At 69.1% G+C, this 24,224-nt stretch carries 24 protein-coding genes; 12 read left to right on the top strand and 12 right to left on the bottom strand.

Annotated elements, in window-relative coordinates; all coding sequences use genetic code 11:
* Positions 1-38: 38 nt before the first annotated feature.
* The gene (locus ABD648_RS18310) at positions 39-1,343 is read left to right on the top strand and encodes a DUF4032 domain-containing protein (protein ID WP_282216364.1); all 1,305 of its coding nucleotides are present in this window, start codon (positions 39-41) and stop codon (positions 1,341-1,343) included.
* A 12-nt stretch (positions 1,344-1,355) separates the two neighbouring features.
* Here ABD648_RS18310 and ABD648_RS18305 read toward each other — a convergent pair whose 3' ends face one another.
* The 5 genes from ABD648_RS18305 to ABD648_RS18285 form a co-directional block, all read right to left on the bottom strand.
* Positions 1,356-1,997: an NAD(P)-dependent oxidoreductase gene (locus tag ABD648_RS18305; RefSeq protein WP_282216363.1), complete on the bottom strand. Its 642-nt coding sequence runs from the start codon at positions 1,995-1,997 to the stop codon at positions 1,356-1,358.
* 11 nt (positions 1,998-2,008) lie between these two features.
* Positions 2,009-3,022 (bottom strand): 23S rRNA (guanosine(2251)-2'-O)-methyltransferase RlmB, encoded by a 1,014-nt coding sequence (gene rlmB / locus ABD648_RS18300; RefSeq protein ID WP_282216362.1) that lies wholly within the window; start codon positions 3,020-3,022, stop codon positions 2,009-2,011.
* Positions 3,015-4,481, bottom strand: a complete 1,467-nt coding sequence (cysS, locus tag ABD648_RS18295) for a cysteine--tRNA ligase (protein ID WP_282216361.1) — start codon at positions 4,479-4,481, stop codon at positions 3,015-3,017. Before cysS ends, rlmB begins: the two co-directional genes overlap by 8 nt.
* 103 nt (positions 4,482-4,584) lie before the next feature.
* Positions 4,585-5,805, bottom strand: a complete 1,221-nt coding sequence (gene ispD, locus ABD648_RS18290; protein ID WP_282216360.1) for a 2-C-methyl-D-erythritol 4-phosphate cytidylyltransferase — start codon at positions 5,803-5,805, stop codon at positions 4,585-4,587.
* A gap of 90 nt (positions 5,806-5,895) precedes the next feature.
* Positions 5,896-6,378, bottom strand: coding sequence for a CarD family transcriptional regulator (locus tag ABD648_RS18285; RefSeq protein WP_017201416.1), 483 nt, complete (start codon positions 6,376-6,378; stop codon positions 5,896-5,898).
* A 135-nt stretch (positions 6,379-6,513) separates the two neighbouring features.
* Between ABD648_RS18285 and ABD648_RS18280 the strand changes: the two genes are divergently transcribed.
* Positions 6,514-7,047 carry a DNA modification methylase gene (locus tag ABD648_RS18280; protein ID WP_282216359.1) on the top strand — a complete coding sequence of 178 codons (534 nt, stop codon included), beginning with the start codon at positions 6,514-6,516 and terminating at the stop codon, positions 7,045-7,047.
* Between the two features lie 72 nt (positions 7,048-7,119).
* On the opposite strand, the gene ABD648_RS18275 is transcribed toward ABD648_RS18280, so the two are convergent.
* Together ABD648_RS18275 and ABD648_RS18270 are read right to left on the bottom strand one after the other, a co-directional pair.
* Positions 7,120-7,803, bottom strand: coding sequence for a response regulator transcription factor (locus tag ABD648_RS18275; protein ID WP_282216358.1), 684 nt, complete (start codon positions 7,801-7,803; stop codon positions 7,120-7,122).
* A complete protein-coding gene (locus ABD648_RS18270; RefSeq protein WP_282216357.1) occupies positions 7,800-9,020 on the bottom strand; it encodes a sensor histidine kinase in 1,221 nt (406 codons plus the stop codon). Before ABD648_RS18270 ends, ABD648_RS18275 begins: the two co-directional genes overlap by 4 nt.
* A 219-nt stretch (positions 9,021-9,239) precedes the next feature.
* Between ABD648_RS18270 and phoU the strand changes: the two genes are divergently transcribed.
* Positions 9,240-9,938, top strand: a complete 699-nt coding sequence (gene phoU, locus ABD648_RS18265; protein ID WP_282216356.1) for a phosphate signaling complex protein PhoU — start codon at positions 9,240-9,242, stop codon at positions 9,936-9,938.
* A gap of 61 nt (positions 9,939-9,999) precedes the next feature.
* On the opposite strand, the gene ABD648_RS18260 is transcribed toward phoU, so the two are convergent.
* A complete protein-coding gene (locus ABD648_RS18260; RefSeq protein ID WP_116635810.1) occupies positions 10,000-10,749 on the bottom strand; it encodes a phosphoglyceromutase in 750 nt (249 codons plus the stop codon).
* Positions 10,750-10,817: 68 nt separating this feature from the next.
* On the opposite strand from ABD648_RS18260, the gene ABD648_RS18255 reads away from it, so the two are divergent.
* Positions 10,818-11,654, top strand: coding sequence for a class I SAM-dependent methyltransferase (locus tag ABD648_RS18255; RefSeq protein WP_282216355.1), 837 nt, complete (start codon positions 10,818-10,820; stop codon positions 11,652-11,654).
* Here ABD648_RS18255 and ygfZ read toward each other — a convergent pair.
* The 3 genes from ygfZ to ABD648_RS18240 all read right to left on the bottom strand — a co-directional run bounded on the left by ygfZ (position 11,651) and on the right by ABD648_RS18240 (position 13,836).
* Positions 11,651-12,772 (bottom strand): CAF17-like 4Fe-4S cluster assembly/insertion protein YgfZ, encoded by a 1,122-nt coding sequence (ygfZ, locus tag ABD648_RS18250; protein ID WP_282216354.1) that lies wholly within the window; start codon positions 12,770-12,772, stop codon positions 11,651-11,653. The two genes, ABD648_RS18255 and ygfZ, sit on opposite strands and share 4 nt — an antisense overlap.
* Before the next feature lie 17 nt (positions 12,773-12,789).
* Complete coding sequence (locus ABD648_RS18245; protein ID WP_282216353.1) at positions 12,790-13,392, bottom strand: nitrobindin family protein; 603 nt, start codon at positions 13,390-13,392, stop codon at positions 12,790-12,792.
* Positions 13,393-13,545: 153 nt separating this feature from the next.
* The gene (locus tag ABD648_RS18240; protein ID WP_282216352.1) at positions 13,546-13,836 is read right to left on the bottom strand and encodes a hypothetical protein; all 291 of its coding nucleotides are present in this window, start codon (positions 13,834-13,836) and stop codon (positions 13,546-13,548) included.
* Positions 13,837-13,910: 74 nt separating this feature from the next.
* On the opposite strand from ABD648_RS18240, the gene ABD648_RS18235 reads away from it, so the two are divergent.
* The 8 genes from ABD648_RS18235 (at position 13,911) to ABD648_RS18200 (ending at position 23,156) form a co-directional block, all read left to right on the top strand.
* Entirely contained in the window at positions 13,911-14,603 is a 693-nt protein-coding gene (locus ABD648_RS18235) for a winged helix-turn-helix transcriptional regulator (protein WP_282216351.1), read from the top strand.
* Positions 14,604-14,655: 52 nt separating this feature from the next.
* A complete protein-coding gene (locus tag ABD648_RS18230) occupies positions 14,656-16,821 on the top strand; it encodes an RNA degradosome polyphosphate kinase (RefSeq protein ID WP_282216350.1) in 2,166 nt (721 codons plus the stop codon).
* A complete protein-coding gene (locus tag ABD648_RS18225) occupies positions 16,818-17,816 on the top strand; it encodes an NUDIX hydrolase (RefSeq protein ID WP_282216349.1) in 999 nt (332 codons plus the stop codon). The genes ABD648_RS18230 and ABD648_RS18225 overlap by 4 nt, the downstream gene beginning before the upstream one ends.
* Positions 17,817-17,975: 159 nt before the next feature.
* Positions 17,976-19,079: a phosphate ABC transporter substrate-binding protein PstS gene (locus ABD648_RS18220; RefSeq protein WP_282216348.1), complete on the top strand. Its 1,104-nt coding sequence runs from the start codon at positions 17,976-17,978 to the stop codon at positions 19,077-19,079.
* Between the two features lie 105 nt (positions 19,080-19,184).
* Positions 19,185-20,162 (top strand): phosphate ABC transporter permease subunit PstC, encoded by a 978-nt coding sequence (gene pstC, locus ABD648_RS18215; protein WP_282216347.1) that lies wholly within the window; start codon positions 19,185-19,187, stop codon positions 20,160-20,162.
* 1 nt (position 20,163) lies between these two features.
* Entirely contained in the window at positions 20,164-21,255 is a 1,092-nt protein-coding gene (gene pstA, locus ABD648_RS18210) for a phosphate ABC transporter permease PstA (protein WP_282216346.1), read from the top strand.
* A gap of 29 nt (positions 21,256-21,284) precedes the next feature.
* Entirely contained in the window at positions 21,285-22,064 is a 780-nt protein-coding gene (gene pstB / locus ABD648_RS18205; RefSeq protein WP_282216345.1) for a phosphate ABC transporter ATP-binding protein PstB, read from the top strand.
* An 813-nt stretch (positions 22,065-22,877) separates the two neighbouring features.
* A complete protein-coding gene (locus ABD648_RS18200) occupies positions 22,878-23,156 on the top strand; it encodes a DUF559 domain-containing protein (RefSeq protein WP_344709681.1) in 279 nt (92 codons plus the stop codon).
* 139 nt (positions 23,157-23,295) lie between these two features.
* Here ABD648_RS18200 and ABD648_RS18195 read toward each other — a convergent pair whose 3' ends face one another.
* The gene (locus ABD648_RS18195) at positions 23,296-24,180 is read right to left on the bottom strand and encodes an aminodeoxychorismate lyase (protein ID WP_282216343.1); all 885 of its coding nucleotides are present in this window, start codon (positions 24,178-24,180) and stop codon (positions 23,296-23,298) included.
* Positions 24,181-24,224: the final 44 nt, after the last annotated feature.

Below are 24,224 nucleotides of genomic sequence, written 5' to 3'. Positions count from 1 at the left end.
CCGCGCCGCGTCTGTTTTCCCGACTCCCCTGGAGCGCCATGCAGGATTCGCTGCGGATCACCGCCAGCTCGGTCGACCCGGGCCTTCTATCCCTGCCCTGGTCGACGACGCTCGCGAAATGGCCCTCTGAGCAGATCGTGTCGCTCCCGAAGGGGCTCTCCCGCCACCTCGTGCGCTTCGCCGACCTCTCCGGACGCGTCGTTGCCGTGAAGGAGACGACCGCCGAGATGGCGCAGCGGGAGTACGAGATGCTCGGCAACCTGGCCCGCCTCGACGTCCCCTGCGTCGACCGTGTGGCCGTGATCGCCGGACGGACGGATGCCGCAGGCGAGCCGCTTCCCGCGGCTCTCGTCACCTCGCACCTGCGCTTCTCGATGCCCTACCGAGCGCTGTTCACCCGCGTGCTGCGACCGGACACGGCCACGCGTCTCGTCGACGCGCTGGCGTTGCTGCTCGTGCGCCTGCACAACGTGGGCTTCTACTGGGGCGACGTCTCGCTCTCGAACACCCTGTTCCGTCGCGATGCCGGTGCCTTCGCCGCTTACCTGGTGGATGCCGAGACCGGGGAACTGCACGAAGAGGGCCTGACCGAGGGCCAGCGCGCATACGATCTCGACCTCGCCCGCACGAACATCGCCGGCGAGATCATGGACCTCGCCGCGGGTGGGCGGCTGGAGCTCGGCGTCGACGCGGTGGCGATCGCCGACGGCATCGTGTCGTCATACCGGTCGCTGTGGGCCGAGCTGACGGCGCAGGAGTCGTTCTCGGCCGCCGAGACCTGGCGCATCACCGAGCGGGTCGAGCGCCTCAACGCCCTGGGCTTCGACATCGACGAGATGTCGATGTCGACCACCGCCGACGGCACGGTCGTCGAGATCCAGCCCAAGGTCGTCGATGCCGGGCACCACCAGCGCCGCCTCATCCGTCTCACCGGGCTCGACGTCGAGGAGAACCAGGCCCGACGCCTGCTCAACGACCTCGACGAGTTCCGCGCCCGCTCGACCAAGCAGTGGTCCGACGAGGAGATGTACGCGCACGAGTGGCTGACTCGCGTGTTCGAGCCCGTAGTCCGTGCCATCCCCTACGAGCTGCGCACCAAGCTCGAGCCCGCCGAGGTGTTCCACCAGGTGCTCGAGCACCGCTGGTACCTGTCGCAGGCGCAGGGGCGATCCGTGCCGCTCGCCGAGGTCCTGACGAGCTACATCAACGAGGTGCTGCGCCACCGACGCGATGAGGCCACCATCATGGGCCCGCCGACCGAGACCATGAGCCTGCCCGTGATCACCGGCAACCTGTCACTCGCCGACGACGAGGACGAGGTCGACTGGCGCGACCTGGTCTGACCTCCGCCAGCCTCAGTAGCCGACGGTGAACCGTCCGCGGTGATGGTCGCCCTGTTCGATCTCGTCGACCATCGCGACGGCGAAATCGGCGCCGGAGATCCACGACTTCCCCTCGGCATCCCGCACGATGACATCGCCACCGTCGCGGTAGTGACCCGTGCGCTCGCCCTCGGCCCACGGGCCGAATTCCTCCGCGGGGTGCACGAAGAACCAGTCGAGTCCGGCATCCGTGCTCTGCAGGAAGGCGAGCGAGTCGATGCCGACCTGCGCCTCGGCCTTGTACTCCTCGGGGAAGCCCTGGTCGAACAGCCGGGGACCACCGGGAGCGACGAGGCTGCCACCGGCACCGCCGATCACGCCGAGCCGAGTCTCGGTCCCCGTGAGCGAGGTGGCGACGCCCTTCAGCGCGCCGAGCACCTTGTCCGCCATGTCGCCGCGCGGGGACAGCGCCCAGACCACCGCATCGGCTCCATCGAAGGTCGCCGCGACCGATTCGCCGTCGAGCACCGAGCGCTGCACGTACGCGGCACCCGCCACCGGGTCGGTGGGCTCGGAACGCGAGACCGCGATCACCGCGTGCCCGCGGGCGACGGCCTCCGCGACGATGTGCCGACCGGCGTAGCCGGTTCCTCCGAGGACGACGATGCGCGCCATGGGGTTCCCTTCTAGGACTTCTTCTTCGCGCCGCGAACGGTCGCGACCTGGTAGAGCGCGACGGAAGTCGCGATCCCGGCGTTCAGCGACTCGGTGGACGCGGAGATCGGGATCGAGACGATCTGGTCGCACGTCTCACGCACGAGGCGGGAGAGACCCTTGCCCTCGGAGCCCGCGACGATCACGACCGGGCGGTCGGCGAGCTGCAGGTCGGGCAGCGAGATGTCGCCGTCGCCTGCGAGACCGAGGATGAACACGCCCTGCTTCTTGAACTCCTTGAGCTGCGTGGTGAGGTTCGTCGCGAGGGCGACGGGCGTGCGCGCTACCGCACCGGCGCTCGTCTTCCACACCGCGGAGTTGACGCCGGCCGAGCGGCGCTGCGGCAGGATGACGCCGTGGGCGCCGAAAGCGGCCGCCGAGCGGATGACAGCACCGAGGTTGCGCGGATCGGTGATGCCGTCGAGGGCGACGAACAGCGGCACCTGGCCACGATCGATCGCCTTCTCGAGCAGGTCCTGCGGGTGCGAGTACTCGTAGGGCGGCACCTTGATGGCGACGCCCTGGTGCACGCCGTCGAACCCGGCCATCCGGTCGAGCTCCTGGCGGGTGACCTCCAGGACGGGGATGCCGCGGTGGGTCGCGATCGAGAGCATCTCCTTGACCCGGTCGTCCATCTCCACGCGCTGCGCGATGTGGAAAGCGGTCGCCGGGATCTTGGCGCGGAGCGCCTCGAGCACCGAGTTGCGACCGGTGACCGTCTCCGCCTCGGACGTGTTGTCCTTCGCCCGCGCGGAGCGGTTCGGGTTGCCACCCGATGCCTGGCGCTGGTTCGGCTTGCCCTTGCCACCGGAAGCCGCGTAGCGCTCGGCCGCGGCCTTGCGCTTGCCGGCGGGGTGCCAGGCGCGATCCTCCGCCTTCGGGGTCGGTCCGCGGCCCTCGAGCGCCTTGCGTCCGAGTCCGCCGGTGCCCTTGGTCGGGCCCTTCTTGTTTCCCTTGTTCGCGCCGGGGCGCTGTGGCTTAGCCATCGATACTCCAATGAGTTCCGGCCGGAGTGTCCTCCAGCGTGATTCCTGCGGCGGCGATCGCGTCACGGATGCGATCGGCCGCCGCCCAGTCCTTGTCTGCACGCGCCTGGGCGCGCTGCGTGATCATCGTCTGCACGAGGGCGTCCAGAGCGGATGCCGAGGCGCCGCCGCCGTCCGCGCCGTCGCGCCACTGCGTCGAGCCGGGGTCGATGCCCAGGATGCCGGTCATCTCGCGCACCTTCCACGCAGCGATCCATGCCGCAGCGTCGTCACCGGCATCCAGCGCGCCGTTGCCCCGACGCACGGTGTCGTGGATGACAGCAAGCGCCTGCGGGACCGCGAGGTCGTCGTCGAGCGCATCACCGAAGGCCGCGGGAAGGACGAACACGTCCTCCGCTTCGCCGTCATGGTGGCGCTCGGCCTCCTGCGCGGGCCTCTCGGCCGACCACGTGAAGGGACTCTCGAGGCGCCCCGCGCGCTCGAGGAACGATCGGATGCGACCAAGCGCGGCATCCGCCTCGACGAACGACGACTCGGTCAGGTCGAGGCTCGACCGATAGTGCGCTGCGGCGAGGGCGTAGCGCACCACGAGCGGGTCGAACTCCTCGAGCACGTCCGCCGCCGGCGTGAAGTTGCCCAGCGATTTCGACATCTTCTGGCCGTTCACGGTCACCAGGCCGTTGTGCACCCAGTAGCGCGCGAACGAGTCACCGGCCGCCGTCGACTGGGCGAGTTCGTTCTCGTGGTGCGGGAAGCGCAGGTCGAGACCGCCGCCGTGGATGTCGAACTCGGCGCCGAGATAGCGCTTCGACATCGCGGAGCACTCGATGTGCCACCCCGGTCGGCCGGGGCCCCAGGGCGAGGACCAGGTGGCGTCGGCCGGCTCCTCGGGCTTGGCGCCCTTCCAGAGGGCGAAGTCCTGCGGGTTGCGCTTGCCGCGAGGGTCCGCGTCCTCCGCTGCCTCCATGGCGTCGACGGACTGATGCGTGAGCGCACCGTACTCGGACCACGAGCGCACGTCGAAGTACACGTCGCCGGAACCGTCCGGAGCCGGGTACGCGTGACCCCGCTCGATCAGGCGGTCGATGAGCTCCTGCATCTGGGGGACGGATGCCGTCGCCCGCGGCTCGTACGTCGGCGCGAGGATGCCCACTCCGGCATATGCCGCCGTGAACTCCTGCTCCATCCGGTAGGCCAGAGCCCACCACGGCTCGGCATCCGTCGCGTTCGCGAGCACCTTGTCGTCGATGTCGGTGACGTTCCGGACGAATGTCACACGACCGAACCGGTGCGCGAGCCAGCGGCGCAGCAGGTCGAAGCTCAGAGCCGCTCGGACATGGCCGATGTGCGGGCCGGACTGCACGGTGGGTCCGCAGACGTACATCGTGATGTTCTCGGGATCGAGAGGCACGAAGTCGCGCAGCTGGGCAGCGCGGGTGTCGTAAAGGCGGAGTGTCACCGCTCAAGCCTACTCGGGCACGGCTGAACGCCCGCCGCCGTGCGACGATTCGCGGATCATGTGACGAATCGCGGACGGATCGGCGGAATCGATCCGCGAAACGTCACACTCTCCGCGAAACGTCGGGCAGCAGCAGAGCCATCGCCGTGACGGAGATGCCCTCTCCGCGTCCGGGGAACCCGAGCCCGTCGGTCGTGGTGGCCGTGACCGAGACGGAAGCGCCGCCCAGGGCTGCCGAGAGCACGGCCTCGGCCTCCGCTCGACGGGCGCTGAAACGCGGCCGGTTCCCCTGGAACTGCACCGAGACGTTGCCGATCACGAAGCCGGCATCCGCCAGCAGCTCCCGCGTGCGGGCGAGGAACACCGCGGCGTGCGCACCGGCATACTCCGGATGCGCCGTGCCGAAGTGCTCGCCGATGTCGCCGAGTCCCGCGGCACCCAGCAGCGCATCGACGATCGCGTGAGCGACCGCATCGCCGTCGGAGTGCCCGGACAGCGCCGGCTCCCCCGGCCACTGCAGCCCGGCCAGCCAGAGGTCGCCCTCGCCCCCGAACGCGTGCACATCGGTGCCGACGCCGACGCGCGGCACACCGGCGCCGATCGCCGGACGGGGCGCCGCGGTCGGGGCCGCGGCCAGCAGGTGCCGAGCCCGCTCGAGGTCGGCGGGCGTCGTGATCTTGAAAGCGCGGGCGGAACCGTCGACGTGTCGCACCGCATGACCGGATGCCGCGAACAGAGCCGCATCGTCGGTGTAGTCGACGCCCGACGAGAGCGCACGGGCGTATGCCTCCTCGAGAAGCGCACGAGGGAAACCCTGCGGGGTCTGCGCGGCCGCGAGCTCCGAGCGATCGACCGGGCCGACGACCGTGTCGGCATCGACCCGCTTGAGCGTGTCGACCACGGGGAGCGCGGGGATGACGCCCGTGTCCGCGGTCACGGCGGCGGACACGGCATCGATCTGCGCGGGCGGAGTGAGAGCGCGGGCCGCATCGTGCACGAGCACGGTCGTCACATCGCCCCAGAGCGCGGAGAGCCCCGCGGCGACGGAGAGCTGACGGGTCGCGCCGCCGGCGACGACTCGACCGAGGTCGCGGCGCTCGCCCGCTGCAGCATCCAGCTCGGCCTCCGCATCGCCCTCGTAGCCCGGAGGCGCGACGACGATCACCTGCGCGGGAGCCGCGGCGAAGACGCCGTCGAGGGCGTGACGCAGGATCGAGTGCGCATCGATGCCCACCAGGGCCTTCGGCGCTCCGGCGTCCAGCCGGGTGCCGGAGCCTGCGGCGACGACGATGATCGCGGTGTCGGGGACGGGGAGCAGAGTCACCGTCTCACGCTACCGCGTGGGTGGGGACGCCGAAGGGGCGGATGCGAGATGCATCCGCCCCTTCGGAGACGTACTCAGGCGTGCGACGCCTCAGGACGCGAGGACCTCGTCGAGCAGTGCGCCCGCCTTGTCCTCGTCAGTCTTCTCGGCGAGCGCGAGCTCGGAGATGAGGATCTGACGCGCCTTGGCCAGCATCCGCTTCTCTCCTGCGGAGAGTCCGCGGTCCTGGTCACGACGCCACAGGTCGCGGACGACCTCGCTGACCTTGATGACATCGCCGGAGGCGAGCTTCTCGAGGTTCGCCTTGTAACGACGCGACCAGTTGGTCGGCTCCTCCGTGAACGGGGCGCGCAGCACCTCGAACACATGATCGAGGCCCTCCTTGCCGATCACGTCGCGAACGCCGACCAGGTCGACATTCTCAGCCGGAACCTCGATGATGAGGTCTCCCTGCGTGACGTTGAGCTTCAGATATTTCTTCGCCTCACCCTTGATGATGCGTTCCTTGACCTCGATGATGGTCGCAGCGCCATGGTGCGGATAGACGACGGTCTCGCCAACCTCAAAAAGCATAAAAACGTGTCCTTTCGGCAACCTCAAGGATACCACAGGGAATATGCGCTAAGGTTCGCGCCTCGGCGTCCCTGAGGCCGTGCCCGCATACCCGTAGAATGGTTGCGGATACCCCGCCGGACCTCAGGAGGACCCGTGAAATCGCGCCTTGTTGCGTCTGCCGCCCTCAGCGCCGTCGTTCTTCTCGGCGCGACGGGATGCACGTTCATCTCGCCCCAGGCGACGAAGATCGAGTACGCCGCGTCGGACGGCGTGAACGTCTCCGACCCCGACGCTCCGATCGACGTCCGCAACGTGTTCGTCGTCGCGACGGAAGACGGCTCGGTCGGCAACCTCATCGCCGCGATCGTGAACCCGACCGACGAGAAGGCCACGCTCACGATCACCCTCGAGGGCATCGACCCGTTCACGGTCACGGTCCCCGCGGGGAAGACCGTCAGCCTCGGCGCCGACGAGGAGCCCCTCCGCATCGTCGACCTCGACACCAAGCCGGGCGCGACCGTCGAGATCCACTTCCAGTCGGGCGATTCCACCGGCGTCAAGACCGCGGTGCCCGTCCTCGACGGCGCCCTCCCCTACTACGCGGATCTGGTCCCGGACGTCACCGAGCGTGCGCCGCAGCCGACCCCCGTCCCCACCGACACGGCCGCGCCCGCTCCGGCGGAGTGATCCTCCGCTGACGCAGACACACGAGAGAGGCCGGTCACCCTGGGGTGACCGGCCTCTCTCGTCGTCCGGGGCTCAGCCCTCGAAGCGGTATCCGAGCCCGCGCACGGTCACGAGCATGACGGGTTCGCTCGGGTTCTCCTCGATGCGCGAACGGATGCGCTTGATGTGCACGTCGAGCGTCTTGGTGTCGCCGAAGTAGTCGCTCCCCCAGACGCGGTCGATGAGCTGACCACGTGTGAGCACGCGGCCCGAGTTGCGCATCAGGACCTCGAGCAGCTCGAATTCCTTGAGCGGCATGTTGATCTGGTCGCCGGCGACGGAGACCGTGTGCCGGTCGATGTCCAACGAGACACGTCCGCCGTCGAGCACGCGCTCGTCGAGCTCGCTCTCGGCCTGGACGACCCGGCGGAGCACGGCCCGCATGCGTGCGAGCAGCTCGCGGGAGGAGTAGGGCTTGGTGATGTAGTCGTCGGCGCCCAGCTCGAGCCCCACCACGATGTCGACCTCGGAGTCCTTCGCCGTGAGCATGATGATCGGCACGGCCGACGTCGACCGGATCTGGCGGCACACCTCGGTGCCCGGCATCCCCGGCAGCATCAGATCGAGCAGCACGATGTCGGCACCGCGCTCGCGGAAGGCCGTGAGCGCGCCGGGGCCGTCCTCGGCGATCTCCACCTCGTAGCCCTCGCGACGAAGCAGATAGGCGAGGGGGTCGGCGAGGTCGGGCTCGTCCTCGACCAGAAGGATGCGGGTCATGCTCTCTCTCCGTTTCGAACGCGGGCGGATGCGGCCTTGGCTGCTTTGCGCGCGCGCTTCTTCTTGCTCTTCTTGTCCGAGTCGATGTGCCCGGGGGTATCGATCCGGGGAAGCCGGATCGTGAAGGTGGAGCCGCGCCCCGGGCGGGACCACAGGCGCACCTCGCCGCCGTGCCGCTGGGTCGCGTGCTTGACGATCGACAGTCCGAGGCCCGTGCCGCCGGTGCGGCGCGAGCGCGCCTCATCCGCGCGGTAGAAACGCTCGAAGATGCGCTCCCGATCCGCTTCGGCGATGCCGATGCCCTGATCGGAGACCGCGATCTCGACGATCTCGGCGTCGGCCTTGACGCCGACGCCGACGCGCGATCCCCGGGGCGAGTACACGATGGCGTTCGCGATGAGGTTGCCGACCGCCTCGACCAGGATCTGCGCGTCGCCGCGCACCCAGATTCCACGGTCGCCGCCGCGGGCGAGTTCCACGCCGGCGGAGTCGGCCTGGACGACGTGGGCCTCGATCGATGAGGCGATCACCTCGTCGATGGAGACCGATGCGACCTCCGTGAGCCCGCCCTCGGCCTGCAGCCGCGACAGGCTCATGATGCGACCGGTGAGCTGGCCGAGTCGGCCGGCCTCTGCGGAGATCCGCGCGGCGAAGATGCGCACCTGCGCCGGGTCGTCCGCGGCGGACTCGATGGCTTCGGCGAGGAGGCTGACGGCGCCGACCGGCGTCTTGAGCTCGTGACTGGTGTTGGCCACGAAGTCGCGGCGCATCTGGTCGAGGCGCTCCTGCTCCGTCACATCGCGGATGATCAGGAGGACCAGTCGCGTGCCGATCACGCTCGCGCGGGCCGAGACGAGCCGCGGGTCGAGGCTCAACCCGCCGCGGGTGATCCGGAACGACTCGGTGGTCGAGCCTCCCGTGGTCTTCGCGGCGCGCACGAGCTGGCGGAGTTCCGGGTTGTCGAGCGTGGAGCCGACCTCGATGCCGAAACGGGTCGCGGCGTGCGAGACCGCGAGGACCAGACCGGAGGAGTCCACCACGCACGCGGCGTCGTCCATGCTGCCGAGCACGTCGGTGATCCCGGCCGGGATCTCGAGCGATGTCTCCTCCTCGGCCCGCGCACGGGCGCGGTACGCCCACACCACGAGGAGGGAGAGGCCGATGCCGATCACCAGCCCGATGGCGAGCGAAGACAGCGCGAGCTGCGGCAGGGTCATGACACCAGCGTAGAGTGCGTTCACCGTCCGAACGGCGGGTTTCTGCGCCCTGACGGCAACGCGAGAAGTACTATTCACGTGCTGGGCACCGTTCGTTAACCTTCGGAGCACACAATCTCCTCGGGCCTGTGCGGGAGCGCAGACCTGCCCCCGTGCGGACGAACCGCCGTCTCGCGCCGTGCACACAGCCGAGATCCGAATGAAAGGTTGCGCCCCACCATGCGCGAAGTCTTCCACCAGTCCCTCGAGGACCTGCAGGCCCGCCTCGTCGAGATCGCGGACCTCGTCACCGTCGCGATCGACAAGGCGACCCGCGCTTTCGCGACCAGCGACGTCGCCCTGGCGGAGGAGGTCATCGCCGACGACGCCAAGATCGACGCGCTGGCGATCACCCTCGACGAGCAGGCCATCGAGATCCTCGCCCGCCAGCAGCCCGTCGCCCGCGACCTGCGCATCGTCGTCACGGCGCTGCGGGTGAGCGCCTCGATCGAGCGCATGGGCGACATGGCCGAGCACATCGCGCAGCTCGCTCGCCTCCGGTTCCCGGAGCGCGCCATCCCGAAGGGCCTCAAGGGCACGTTCGTGAAGATGGGCGAGCTCGACGTCGAGATCTCTCGCACGCTGTCGGAGCTGCTGCGCACCGGCGACCTGCGCTTCGCCGACACGATCCGCAACGCGGACGACGACGTCGACGAACTGCACGCCACCGTCTTCGAGAAGGTGCTCAGCGACAACTGGAAGGGCGAGGCGACGGCGACCGTCGACGCCACGCTCGCCAGCCGGTACCACGAGCGCTTCGCCGACCACGCGGTCGCCGTCGCCAAGAAGATGGTCTACCTCGCCACGGGCGACTGGCAGGTCTCCGAGGCCGAGATCGCTCTCGCCGTCGAGCAGCAGCAGGAGCTCGGGCACGCCTGACGCGCACACACGAGAGGAGGGGCGGATGCTGTCAGCATCCGCCCCTCCTCTTGTACGCGTGCTACTTCTTGCCCTGCGCGGCGACCGCGGCGGCACCGGCGGCAGCGGCCTCGGGGTCGAGGTAGCGGCCGGGACCCGTCGGAACGTTGTTCTCATCGAGCTCGTAGACGAGCGGGATGCCGGTGGGGATGTTCAGCTCGGCGATGTCGGCGTCGCTGATGCCCTCCAGGTGTTTGACCAGACCGCGCAGCGAGTTGCCGTGCGCCGTCACGAGAACGGTCTTGCCGGCTTCGAGGTCGGGGACGATCGCGCTCTCCCAGTACGGCAGCAGACGGTCGATCACGAGCTTGAGCGACTCGGTGCGCGGCACCTCGCCGTCGATCCCGGCGTAGCGCGGGTCGTTCACCTGGCTGAACTCGCTCGCGTCGTCGAGCACGGGCGGCGGCACGTCGAAGGAGCGGCGCCACAGCTGGAACTGCTCGGGGCCGAACTCCTCGAGGGTCTGCGCCTTGTCCTTGCCCTGCAGCGCACCGTAGTGGCGCTCGTTCAGCCGCCACGAGCGGGTCACCGGGATCCAGAGCCGGTCGGCGGCGTCGAGCGCGATGTTCGCGGTCTGGATCGCCCGGCTCAGCAGGGAAGTGTGCAGCACGTCGGGCAGGATGCCGGACTCGGCGAGCAGCTCGCCGCCGCGGCGGGCCTCCTTCTCGCCCTGCTCGTTCAGGCGGACGTCCACCCAGCCGGTGAAGAGGTTCCGTTCGTTCCACTCGCTCCGGCCGTGGCGGAGCAGGATCAGGGTGCGCGTCGCAGTCATGCGGCCAGTTTATCCGCGACGGCCGCTCCGGATTGGTCCGCGAGCGCATCGAGGGGGAGGATTGACTCATGGCGTCATCTCCCGTCGGCCGGCCGACGCGCGGCACGACCGGGACGAACCGGCTGCGCCGCAACGACCGCTGGATCGCTGCGAGCCCCGCGTTCCGCCGTGCCGCCGATCCGCTGGTGATCGATCTCGGTTACGGCGCGAGCGGTGTCACCGCGTTCGAGCTCGCGGCGCGGCTGCGCGCAGTCAGGCCGGATGCCGAGGTGCGCGGCCTCGAGATCGACCCGGCGCGGGTGGCGACCGCCGACGCTCAGCTCGCCGAGGTCCGTGCGGGCCGCACGAACTTCCCGGATGATCTCCGCGTCTCGTTCGCACGCGGCGGCTTCGAGATCCCGCTCCCCGACGACCGGCGACCCGCCGTCATCCGGGCGATGAACGTGCTGCGCCAGTACGACGAGACCGACGTGCCGGCGGCCTGGCGGACGACCGCCTCAAGACTGGCTCCGGACGGGCTCCTCATCGAGGGCACCTGCGACGAGATCGGCCGCGTGGCGAGCTGGGCCGATGTGCAGCCCGACGGAACCCCCGTGCGCTTCACGATCTCGCTGCGTCTGGCCGGGCTAGAGCACCCGAGCATCGTCGCCGAACGGCTGCCCAAGGCTCTGATCCACCGCAACGTCCCCGGGGAGCGGATCCACGCCCTCCTGGTCGACCTCGATCGCGAGTGGGATCGAGCGGCCGCTCTCACGACATTCGGCGCCACCCAGCGGTTCCTGGCGACGGTCACGGCCCTGCGGGATCAGGGCTGGCCGGTGCTCGGCGGACGCACCCGCTGGCGTCTGGGCGAGCTCACGCTGCCCTGGGATGCCGTTGCGCCGCTCGACGCGTCTCGCGCCTAGACCGCGGCGCGGGGATCCGGCGCCGCGGGGCGACGCGAGAGCCGGGTGAGCCGGGGGATGTCGGCGGTGGCGCCGGCATCCGCCGGCACGATCACCTGCTGCGAGGCGGCGATGTCGATGCCGTCGGCGCGCACGACGAGGTCGCCGATCGGGGCGCGTCGCGCCAGGATCGCGAGGGCGATCGGACCGTCCTCATGATGACGGGCGACCGAGGTGACGTGGCCGACCTCGTCGTCTCCGGCGAAGACGGGAGACCCCGGCTCAGGGAGCACGGCATCGCTGCCGTCGAGCTGGAGCGCGGCGAGACGACGCGGCGGGTGCCCGAGGTTGTGGACCTTGGCGACGGTCTCCTGCCCCCGGTAGCAGCCTTTGTTCAGGTGCACGGCGGTGCGGATCCAGTCCGACTCGTGCGGGAGCGACCTGTCGTCGACCTCGGCCGCCCACCGCGGACGCCATGCCGCGATGCGGAGCGCCTCGGCCGCCAGGAGACCCGCGGCGGCTTCGTGGTCGATCGTCGCGGCCAGCTCGCCCGCGGCATCCGGAGAGAGCAGGGCGATGCGCCACGCGAGCGAGGCCCCGGGGTGATCGACGACCTCGGCGTACTGGTGGCCGCCGAGCGCCACGTGCTGCCAGGGGTCTTCCCAGAGGAGCGGGATGCGGTCGCCTGCCGCCGCGGCGGCGTGCACGGCCAGCGCGGCGGATCCTCCGTCGACGAAGCCGAGGAGCACCAGGTCCGCCCGCACGTCGACGGTCGCCTGGGTGCGGAACTTCATTCGCGTCAGCCAGGTCGCGAGAGCATCGGCATCCGCTGCGTCGGCGATCAGCCAGGTCGAAGTGCCGTCGTCGACGACGCCGGCGGCGTGCTCGACGCGGCCCTGCGGGTCGAGCACCAGGAGCTCCGTGCTGTCGCCCGCGTTCAGATGTCCGACGGACTGCGAGGTGATCGAGTCGAGCCAGCCGAGTCGCTCAGGGCCGGCGACCTCGATGACGGTGCGATCGTCGAGCGCGACCACCGCGTCGCCCGCGGCGAGACGACGCTGTTCGCGGAACGGGTCGCCGAAGTGCGCGATGCCGGCATCGCCGGCGACGGCCCCCGGGAAGCTCTCGAACACGCTCATGTCAGACGCCGTCCGTCTCAGACCTTGGCCAGCCGCGCGGACGCGTGCGCGCGCAGCGGCGTGCCGAGGGCCGCGATGTCCCACGCCCACAGCATGTGACCGTCGACGAGGCCGTACATGCGCGATGCCGCGCCATAGTCCTTGGTGCCGGCCGCCCGGACGACAGCGTCCGAGGCGATGTCGACCCGCGGACCGTTGATCTCGCCGAGATAGAGCTCCAGGATGCCGTCGGAGTGTGCGAGCGAGACCTCGATCGGGAACGCGCCGTTCTCCCCGCGCAGGCTCTCGACGTCGTCGACCGTGCGGGTGATGACGTCGGCCTGCGGAGGCAGCAGCGCCGGACCGGGATCCGCAGCGGCCGCCGGACGCGAGAGGCGCCAGAATCCGGTCTCGGCGATCAGCGGGATCGACAGCGCCTGGTCCTCGCCGGTGAACGTCGCGGTCGCCGAATAGTTGAGGTACGGGCCGCCGTCATGACTGAAGCTGACCCGGTGGGTGAACTCGCCCTGCAGGCGCTCCTCCCCGACGGGGTAGTCGATGACACCGGTTCCCTCCCACACGCCGATCAGCCACGCGAGCGGGGCGAGGTCGGCGGGGAGGTCGGTGGGCAGATCGAGCACGATGCGTCAGCGCTGGCCGCGGAAGAGGTTACGCAGAACCACTGCCGAGACGAAGACGATAGCGAGGCTCGCGAGGCCCAGGAGGCCAATGAAGAAGATTTCGAGCGCCATGAGATCCATGTCTCCACCTTACCGCGCGGCGGGACGCCGAGATCAGGTGGGCAGCAGCGCGGCGATGCCGAAGCCGACCGAGATCAGTCCCATCAGCACGAGCGCGCCCGTGACGCTGCCTGCCACCCGGAAGATGAACCCCTGGGTGCGGCCGTACCAGAGCTGCACGGCGAACGAGAGCAGCACGATGCCGCCGAAGGCGACCAGCATCCACGGGACGCGCCATTCCTCCGGCACGAAGATCCCGACGGCCACGGTCGCGACGAATGCGATGACCCACACGGCGACGACGCCGACGAGGGCATTACGCGGTGCGAGCGCTGGTTCGGACATGACACCATTGTTGCGCATCCGGTGCCGGTATCATGGCGGCACGGCGTCGACCCCCGCGCCGGTGAGGAGTGCGCGTGGCCCTGGTGCTGGTTCTGACCAACGCTCCGCTGTCGGAGCAGGTGCTTCCCGCGCTCGAGCTGCTCAGCCACCGCGTCCGGCAGATCCCCGCCGAACCGGCTCAGCTGGTCAGCGCGCCGGACTACGACGTCGTCGTCGTCGACGGCCGTCACGATCTGGTCGGCGCGAAATCGCTGTGCCGTCTGCTCCGCGCCACAGGGCAGGACGCACCGCTCCTCCTCGTCGTCACGGAGGGCGGCATGAGCGCCCTTTCCGGCGACTGGGGCATCGACGACGTCCTGCTCGCGACCGCCGGCCCCGCCGAGATCGATGCGCGCGTCCGACTCGGACTTGCCCGCCGCGACGAGGTCGCCGAGCCCTCCCGGGTGCAGGCCTCCGGTGTCACGATCGACGAGCAGTCCTATTCCGCGAAACTGCGCGGCAAGCCGCTGGACCTCACCTACAAGGAGTTCCAGCTGCTGCACTTCCTCGCCACGCACCCGTCGCGCGTCTTCACACGCGAACAGCTGCTCAGCGAGGTGTGGGGATACGACTACTTCGGCGGCACCCGCACCGTCGACGTGCACGTGCGCCGCCTCCGCGCGAAGCTGGGCGACCAGGAGCAGATCATCGGAACGGTGCGCAACGTCGGCTACCGGTTCAACGTGTACGAGGACGAGACCCTGGCGGCGACGGCGGCAGCCCGGTAACGGATCGGGTCCGTTCACACGCGCGTCACCTCGCGGTGATTAGATGTACCCCATGATCGATCCCGCACTCACCGACGCCGGTCTCGGTGACGCCGAAGACGACGACTTCGACGCCGTCGAGTCGCCCGACGCCCTGCTCCCCGACCACCGGTACCTCGACCGGGAGCTGAGCTGGCTGGCCTTCAACCAGCGCGTGCTGGAGCTCGCCGAGGATCCGTCGCTGCCCGAGCTCGAGCGGGCGAACTTCCTCGCGATCTTCGCGAGCAACCTCGACGAGTTCTTCATGGTCCGCGTGGCAGGGCTGAAGCGGCGCATCATGACCGGTCTCGCCGTTCCGACGAACATCGGCCGCTCCCCCGTCGACGCCCTCGCCGACATCTCGCGAGAGGCGCACGATCTGCAGCTGCGCCACGCCGCGGCATGGACCGACCTGGTGCGCCCCGCCCTCGCGGATGCCGGGATCGAGATCACCGACTGGTCCGAGCTCACCGAGGAGGAGCGCTCCGCGCTCTCGGACTACTTCGGCGCGCAGGTCTTCCCCGTGCTGATGCCGCTGGCCGTGGACCCCGCCCACCCGTTCCCGTACATCTCCGGCCTGTCGCTGAACCTCGCGATCCGCATCCGCAACGCCCGCACGGGCCGCCAGGAGTTCGCGCGCCTCAAGGTGCCGCCGATGCTCCCGCGCTTCGTCGAGGTGCCCGGTCACGGCGAGATCAAGCGCTTCCTGCGCCTGGAGGAGCTGATCGCGAACCACCTGGGCGATCTCTTCCCCGGCATGGAGGTGCTCGACCACCACGCATTCCGGCTCACCCGCAACGAAGACGTGGAGATCGAGGAGGACGAGAGCGAGAACCTCATCCAGGCGCTCGAAGCGGAGCTGCTCCGCCGTCGCTTCGGCCCGCCGATCCGTCTCGAGATCACCGACGACATGGACGAGGTCACCATGGACCTGCTGGTCCGCGAGCTCGACATCACGGATCTCGAGGTCTACCGCCTTCCCGGTCTTCTCGACCTGCGCGGCCTCTTCGACCTCTCGCGCATCGACCGGCCCGACCTGCGCTACCCGCCCCACCTGCCGACCACCGCCGTCGCCTTCCAGCCGACCGGGTCGAACAGCCGCGCCGATATCTTCAAGGCGATTCGCAAGTCGGACGTGCTGGTGCACCACCCGTACGAGTCGTTCACGACCAGCGTGCAGGCGTTCCTCGAGCAGGCCGCCCGCGACCCGCACGTACTGGCCATCAAGCAGACGCTGTACCGCACCTCCGGTGACAGCCCGATCGTGCAGGCGCTCATCGACGCCGCCGAGTCAGGCAAGCAGGTGCTCGCGCTGGTCGAGGTGAAGGCGCGCTTCGACGAGGCGAACAACATCGTCTGGGCGCGGAAGCTCGAGAAGGCCGGCGTGCACGTCGTCTACGGACTCGTCGGGCTGAAGACCCACTGCAAGCTCGCCCTCGTGATCCGCGAGGAAGACGGCAAGCTGCAGCACTACTCGCACGTCGGCACCGGCAACTACAACCCGAAGACCAGCCGTATCTACGAGGACTTCGGGCTGTTCACGGCCGATGCGCAGGTCGGCAAGGACCTCACGCGCCTGTTCAACGAGCTCAGCGGCTACGCGATCGAGAAGAAGTTCAAGCGCCTGCTGGTCGCGCCGCTCCACCTGCGCAAGGGTCTGGTGCGCCAGATCGACGCCGAGCGCAAGAACGCGGAGGCGGGCAGGCCCGCGCACATCCGCATCAAGGTGAACTCGATGGTCGACGAGGAGATCATCGACGCCCTGTACCGCGCCAGCGCCGCCGGCGTGAAGGTCGAGGTGTGGGTGCGCGGCATCTGCAGCCTGCGCACGGACCTCGAAGGGATCAGCGACAACATCACGGTGCGCAGCATCCTGGGCCGTTACCTCGAGCACTCCCGCATCTTCGCCTTCGAGAACGACGGCGACCCGCAGGTCTACATCGGCAGCGCCGACATGATGCACCGCAACCTCGACCGCCGTGTCGAGGCGCTGGTGCGCGTGTCCGACCCCGCCCATCTCAAGGAGCTGCTGTCGTTCTTCGACCTCGCCATGGACGAAGGCACCACGTCGTGGCACCTCGGCGCAGACGGCGTGTGGACGCGGCACGCCGAGGATGCCGACGGCAAGCCGCTCATCGACCTGCAGGATAAGACCATGGGGTTGATCCAGCGGCGGCGCCGCGCACGGGCAGTGCGATGACGGTCGGGCAGGAGCAGAGCGCCCGGGCCGCGAGGACGCCGCCACCGGCGTCGAAGTGGACCGACAAGGCGGTGTACGCGGCGGGCGCCGTCGTCTGGCGCATCGTCGACGGCAAGCTCCGCATCCTGCTGATCCACCGCACGAAGTACCGGGACGTCACTCTTCCCAAGGGCAAGGTCGACCCGGGCGAGATGCTCGCCGAGACCGCCGTCCGCGAGGTCCACGAGGAGACCGGCATCCGGGTGTCCCTGGGCGTGCCGGTGGGCGTGAGCCGCTATCACCTCGCTTCGCAGAAGCAGAAGGTCGTGCACTACTGGGCCGCCGAGGCCACCGACGACGCGATCCGCGAATCGACCTTCGTGCCGAATCGCGAGATCGCCGCAGTCGAGTGGGTGAGCGCCAAGAAGGCGCGGGAGCGGCTCAGCTACCCCGTCGACCTCGAGATCCTCGACTTCTTCACCAACCTCGTCGAAGACGGTGTGCTGCGCACGTTCCCCGTGATCGCCCTGCGGCACGCGAAGGCCCTCTCGCGGTCGGAGTGGGACGGCGCGGATGCCGCGCGTCCGCTGACCGAACGAGGACGGAAGCAGGCGGCCTCGATCGTTGGGCCGCTGCGCGCGTTCGGTGCGCGCAAGATCGTCACCAGCGATGCCGTGCGGTGCATCGAGACGGTCAGGCCGCTCGCGACAGCCCTCGATCGCAAGATCGTGAAGACCGAGAAGATCAGCCAGGACGCATGGGAGGACGGCACGTCCGACCTCCGCACCGTCGTCGGTCGCCGTGTCCGCTCCGGCAAGCCGGCCGTGCTCTGCAGCCACGGTCCCGTGCTTCCCGGCCTGCTCGCGGAGATCGCTCTCGCCACCGGCACCATCCAGGGGTCCTATCTCAGCAGTGCGGCCGACCTCGACCCCGGGGCCTTCTCGGTCGTGCATCTCTCCGCCACGAACCCCGGCTCCGGCATCATCTCGATCGAGACGCACATTCCGAAGGTCTGACGACCTCACGCGTCTCCAGCAACCGCCTGGGGCCGCCCCAGAGAGTCGCTCGCCGTTCACCTGCCGTTCACCTGCGCGGGAGAGTCTCGTTAACCGCCGCACTTAGCGTCACTGTGTGCCCTGCACCGGGCCCCACCCTCCAAGATCGAAGGATCCACAGTGAAGATCTCCCGAATCGCACGAATCGGCGCCATCGGCGCCGTCGCCGCTCTCGCACTCGCCGGCTGTGCCGCGAACGAAGGCGGCACCGGCGGCTCCAGCGACGAGCCCTCGGAGTCCACGCTCTCCGGCACCATCGACGCGACCGGCGCGTCCTCGCAGACCGCCGCCCAGGAGGCCTGGGTCGCCGCGTTCCAGACCGCGAACCCCGACGTCACGGTCAACTACGAGCCCACCGGCTCCGGCACGGGTCGTGAGAACTTCCTCGAGGGCGGCAGCAACTTCATCGGCTCCGACCGCGCGTTCAACGACGAAGAGATCGCCGCCGGCGGCTTCGGCGCCTGCACGACCGACGACATCGTCGAGGTCCCGCTCTACATCTCCCCCGTCGCGGTCGCGTTCAACCTCGAGGGCGTCGACACCCTGAACCTGGATGCCGCCACCATCGCGGGCATCTTCGCCGGCACGATCACCAACTGGAACGCTCCGGAGATCGCCGCCCTGAACGACGGCGTCAAGCTCCCCGACCTGGCCATCTCGCCGGTCCACCGCTCCGACCCCTCCGGCACGCAGGAGACCTTCACCAAGTACCTCAGCGCCACCGCGGGTGACGTCTGGACCTACGAGCCGGCCGACGTCTGGCCGATCCAGGGCGGCGAGGCCGCTCAGGGCACCTCGGGTGTCGTCCAGGCCATCGGCGCCGGCAACGGTGCGATCGGCTTCGCGGACGCGTCGCAGGTCGGCGACCTCGGCCAGGTCCACGTGGGCGTCGGCGAGGACTTCGTCGCCTACTCGTCCGAGGCCGCCGCGAAGCTCGTCGAGGGCTCGCCGCTGGTCGAGGGCCGCGGCAAGGCCGACCTCGTCTTCGACGTCGACCCGGCATCCGCCGCGGACGGCGCCTACCCGATCGCGCTGGTCAGCTACCTCATCGGCTGCGAGCAGTACGAGGACACCAACGTCGCCGAGCTCGTGAAGGAGTACTTCACCTACATCGCGAGCGAGGACGGTCAGAACGCCGCTGCCGACAACGCCGGCAGCGCACCGATCTCGGAGGGTCTGCGCGAGCAGGTGCTCGCCGCGATCGACCTGATCCAGGTCGGCTGATCCCGCCCACCCGCTGATGGCGGTGCCCCCGCGTCCCGATCGGACGCGGGGGCTCCGCCGGGTCAGCACCCGCTCCATCTCGACCCGGCCCGAAACAGGGAGATCATGAGCACGACCGCGCAGGCGCCGACTCCGGCACCGACCAAGGCGCCGCCCGCACCGATCAAGGCCAAGCAGCGACTCGGCGACCGGGTCTTCTCCGGCACCGCGCTCGGGGCGGGGGTGGTCATCCTCATCGTCCTGGTGCTCGTCGCCGCCTTCCTCGTCATCCAGAGCATCCCCGCGTTCCAGCTCGACACGAGCGACAACCACATCCTCCGCGGCGAGTCCTTCTGGACATACGTGGGGCCGCTCGTCTTCGGCACGCTGTGGGCCTCGTTCATCGCGCTGCTCATCGCCGCTCCGATCGCGATCGGCATCGCGCTGTTCATCTCGCACTACGCCCACCGGCGTCTGGCCGCGTTCCTCGGCTACATCATCGACCTGCTCGCCGCCGTCCCCTCCGTGGTCTTCGGCCTCTGGGGCGGTCTGGTGCTCGCGCCGCTCCTGCAGCCGATCTACGCCTGGTTGAACACGAACGCCGCCTGGGTCCCGTTCTTCCAGGGCCAGGTCTCCTCGACCGGCAAGACCATCCTCACCGCGGCGCTCGTGCTCGCCGTGATGTGCATCCCGATCATGACCGCGATCTGCCGTGAGGTCTTCCTGCAGACTCCGAAGCTGCACGAGGAAGCCGCTCTCGCGCTCGGATCCACGCGCTGGGAGATGGTGCGGATGGCGGTCCTGCCGTTCGCCCGCGGCGGCATGGTCTCCGCAGCCATGCTCGCCCTCGGACGTGCACTCGGCGAGACCATGGCCGTGACCATGGTCCTCTCCCCCTCCGCGGTCGTCAGCTTCCTCGTCCTCACCTCGACGAACCCGACGCCCATCCCCGCGAACATCGCGCTCGCCTTCCCCGAGGCCCACGACACGGGCGTCAACACCCTCATCGCCACCGGCCTCATCCTCTTCGTCGTGACCTTCGCGGTCAATGCGCTGGCGCGCTGGATCGTCGCCCGCCGCGCCGAGTTCTCGGGAGCGAACTGACATGACCACCCTCACCGCTGCTCCTGTCACACCGCACACCGCGGTCCTCACCTCCGGCCGACTGCCGAAGTGGGCGCCGTGGGCGCTCCTCGGGGGGTCCTTCGTCATCTCGGCCGCCGTCTTCGGCGTGGCCGCCGCGGGCGCGGATCTGGCGGACTTCAACATCGCCGGCACCGTGATCGTCGGCATCCTGCTCTACATGGTGATCATCACCGTGATCTCCTCGATCGTCGAGAGCCGCCGCAAGGCGGTCGACCGCCTGATGACCGCCCTGGTCGCCACCGCGTTCCTGATCGCGCTGCTGCCGCTGATCTCGCTGCTGTGGACCGTCGTCGCGAACGGCATCGAGCGATTCGACGCCGAGTTCTTCAGCTACTCGATGCGCAACGTGATCGGCGACGGCGGCGGCATCGTGCACGCCATCTGGGGAACGGTGCTGATCACGCTCACCGCGACGGTCATCTCGGTGCCGATCGGGCTCATGACCTCGATCTACCTGGTCGAGTACGGGCGCGGGAAGCTCGCCAAGGGCATCACGTTCTTCGTCGATGTCATGACCGGCATCCCCTCGATCGTCGCCGGTCTGTTCATCTACGCCGTGTTCGCCGTGCTGATCGGTCCCGGCATCTCGATGGGATTCATGGGTGCGCTCGCCCTGGCCGTGCTGATGACCCCGGTCGTCGTGCGCGGCAGCGAGGAGCTGCTGAAGATCGTCCCGAACGAGCTGCGCGAGGCGTCGTACGCCCTGGGTGTGCCGAAATGGCTCACGATCCTCAAGGTGGTGCTGCCGACGTCGATCGCCGGCATCACGACCTCGATCATGCTGGCCATCTCCCGAGTCATCGGCGAGACCGCCCCCTTGCTGCTCACCGCCGGCTTCACCCAGAGCATGAACACGAACATCTTCGACGGTCAGATGATGACCCTCCCGGTGTTCGCCTACAACCAGTACATGAACCAGGGCACGAACCCGGACGCGGCCGTCGCCCGCGCCTGGGCCGCCGCGCTCACCCTCATCCTCATCGTCATGGTGCTGAACCTGCTCGCGCGTCTCATCGCGAAGCTGTTCGCACCGAAGATGTCCGGCCGCTGAGCGCCCGACCACTCAGAACAGGAACCCACGTGTCCAAGAGCATCGAAGTCAACGACCTCAACGTCTACTACAGCAGCTTCCTCGCGGTCGAAGGGGTGTCGCTCGACATCCAGCCCCGCAGCGTGACCGCATTCATCGGCCCCTCCGGCTGCGGCAAGTCCACCTTCCTCCGCACGCTCAACCGCATGCACGAGGTCATCCCCGGCGCCCGCGTCGAGGGCGAGGTCCTCCTCGACGGGAAGGACCTCTACGGTCCCGGTGTCGACCCGGTGCTCGTGCGCCGGCAGGTCGGCATGGTCTTCCAGCGTCCGAACCCGTTCCCCACGATGTCGATCAAGGAGAACGTGCTGGCTGGCGTGAAGCTCAACAACAGCCGCATGTCGAAGAGCGATCAGGACGCGCTCGTCGAGAAGTCGCTCACCGGCGCGAACCTCTGGAACGAGGTCAAGGACCGTCTCGACCGACCCGGCTCCGGTCTGTCCGGCGGCCAGCAGCAGCGACTGTGCATCGCACGCGCCATCGCCGTGTCGCCCGAGGTGCTGCTGATGGACGAGCCGTGCTCGGCGCTCGACCCGATCTCGACCTACGCGATCGAGGAGCTGATCGGCGAGCTGAAGAACGAGTTCACGATCGTCATCGTCACGCACAACATGCAGCAGGCTTCGCGGGTCTCGGACAAGACCGCGTTCTTCAACATCGCCGGCACCGGCAAGCCGGGCAAGCTCATCGAGTACGACGACACCACGTCGATCTTCACCACCCCGACCGTGCAGGCGACCGAGGACTACGTCTCCGGCCGCTTCGGGTGAGCTGAGACGTCAACCGTGACGAGGGCCCGGGGACTTCGGTCTCCGGGCCCTCGCGTTTCCACTTCGGCTGCGTGGTCCGCTCTGGCCCCGCACGACTTCGGAGTTTCGAGATGACACCCCGGCAGCTGCATCCGTTCTGCGGGGTTTCCTGCACGGATCTCCGAAGTCGTGCCCGAGATGACTCGGTCTGCACCGCGGCGACGTACGTGAAGTTCTCCGCAGATCGCGGATGGGCGGCAGAGACGGATGCTGCGCGCCAGGCATCCTCGATCGATGTGCACGGTGGACGGCGACCAGGTATGGACCTACGGCGAACTACGTCAGACGATGAGGCGGAGCGAGATCGAGCGGCAGGTTCGACTCGGTCGCCTCTCACACGTGCGGCGCGGTGTCTACGCCAGTGCGGACGCATGCGCTGACGTCGTGTCGGCGGCCGCACACGGCGGCGCGCTCGGGTGCGAGTCCGCAGCCCGACACCTGGGTCTCTGGGTGCTCGACGTGCCGAAGCTGCACGTGTGGATGCACGGAGACCGCCATCAGTATCGCCACGAAGAGAAGCCGTGCACCTGTGTCGCGCATTGGGACGATGCCCCGCGGCGACCCGGGTTCGGTCTCCCCTCCGTTCCCCGCGTGCTGTTGCAGCTGTTCCGGTGCCGAGGGCGAGAGCGATTCTTCGTCGCGCTCGAGTCTGCACGCCGACAGGGCCTGATCGATGCGTCCGGGCTTCGATCGCTGCGGGCGAGGCTGAACCGGAGCGGCCGTGAGCTGGTGGACTTCTCGCGGCCTGACTCGGACAGCGGGCTCGAATCGTTGGTGCGGTTGAGATTGCGGGCCTTTGGCTGGATCATCCGCACGCAGGCGTCGATCATCGGCACGGGCCGCGTCGACCTCCTCATCGAGGGGTGGCTGATCATCGAAGCCGACGGGCGAGCGAACCACGAATCCGCAGCTCTCCGGCACAAGGACCTCGTTCGAGACGCCAACGCGGCGCTCTGGGGACACGTCACGCTGCGGTTCGACTATGCGATGATCGTCCACGACTGGGACCTCGTGGAACGAGCGATCGTCACGACGATGTCGACTCGCTCGTGAGCGAAGTCCGCGTCAGCATCCGCCTTCCGTGCACGACTTCGGAGCCCGGCGCCGCCACGCCGCTTGAGATCACGCGCTCTTGGCGTGTCGAGACGGATCTCCGAAGGTGTGCCGGCACTGCTCCGTGCGAGGTCCCTCGTCAGTCCCGCGGGGACAGGAGGTAGGCGTTCACCTCGTCGGTCAGAGCCTGGTCCACGGGCAGCGCGGCCCCGTCGATGGCCGTGATCGCGGCAGCGAGTCGAACGCTCGACACGAGCCACGCGGCGTCAGCGCGGGGAAGATCGGATGCCGGGATGCGGTCGTATCCGACCTCGAAGCCGCGAGCCGCGAGGTGCTCGTAGACGCTGAGCTGAGTGGTGCCGTGCAGGATGCCGCCGTTCGGCGCCGGTGTCACGAAGCGGTCGCCGAAGCGGAGGATGAGGGAGGCGGTCGGCGCCTCGAGCACGAAGCCGTCGCTGGAGAGGAAGATCGCATCGTCCGCATCGCGGCGGTGAGCCTCCCGGAGCGCCGCCATGTTCACCGCATACGAGAGGGTCTTCGCGCCGAGCAGCAGCCATGGTGCACGTTCTGCGGCGCCGAGGTCGTAGCCCCGGTCCAGCGTGACGACGCGGACACCCTCGGCGCGCACGCGCGAGAAGTCGGATGCCGGAGACGCGGTAACCCACGCGGTCGGGGTCGGACCGTGCTCGACGCCGCGGCTGAGGATGAGCTTGATCACCGCTTCGCCCTCTCCGCACCGCGACGCCGCCTGGTCGATCGCCTGTCGCCACTGCGGCAGATTCGGCTCCGGAAGGTCGCACAGCCGCGCCGAGTGCGCGAGCCGTTCCAGGTGCGGGACCACCTCCTGCGCATGGCCGTCGATCACGCCGATGGACTCGAAGACGCCGTCACCTCGCTGCGTGCTCAGCTCGCCCACGCTCAAGGCGGGAGCCGCGGCATCCACCGCCGTGAAGGTGTCAGCGAAGTCGGGGCGGGCCTCATCGGCCGCGACGGGATCGATCATCAGTGCGAAGCGCCGGTTCATGACTCGAGCCTACGGTCAGGGAATACCCATGGAGGTCTCGCGTT

Origin of the sequence: Microbacterium luteolum, assembly GCF_039533965.1 — a bacterium.
GTDB lineage: Bacteria > Actinomycetota > Actinomycetes > Actinomycetales > Microbacteriaceae > Microbacterium > Microbacterium luteolum.
Note: the sequence above shows the minus strand (reverse complement) of the source record. Positions and strands in the feature narration are given on the sequence as shown.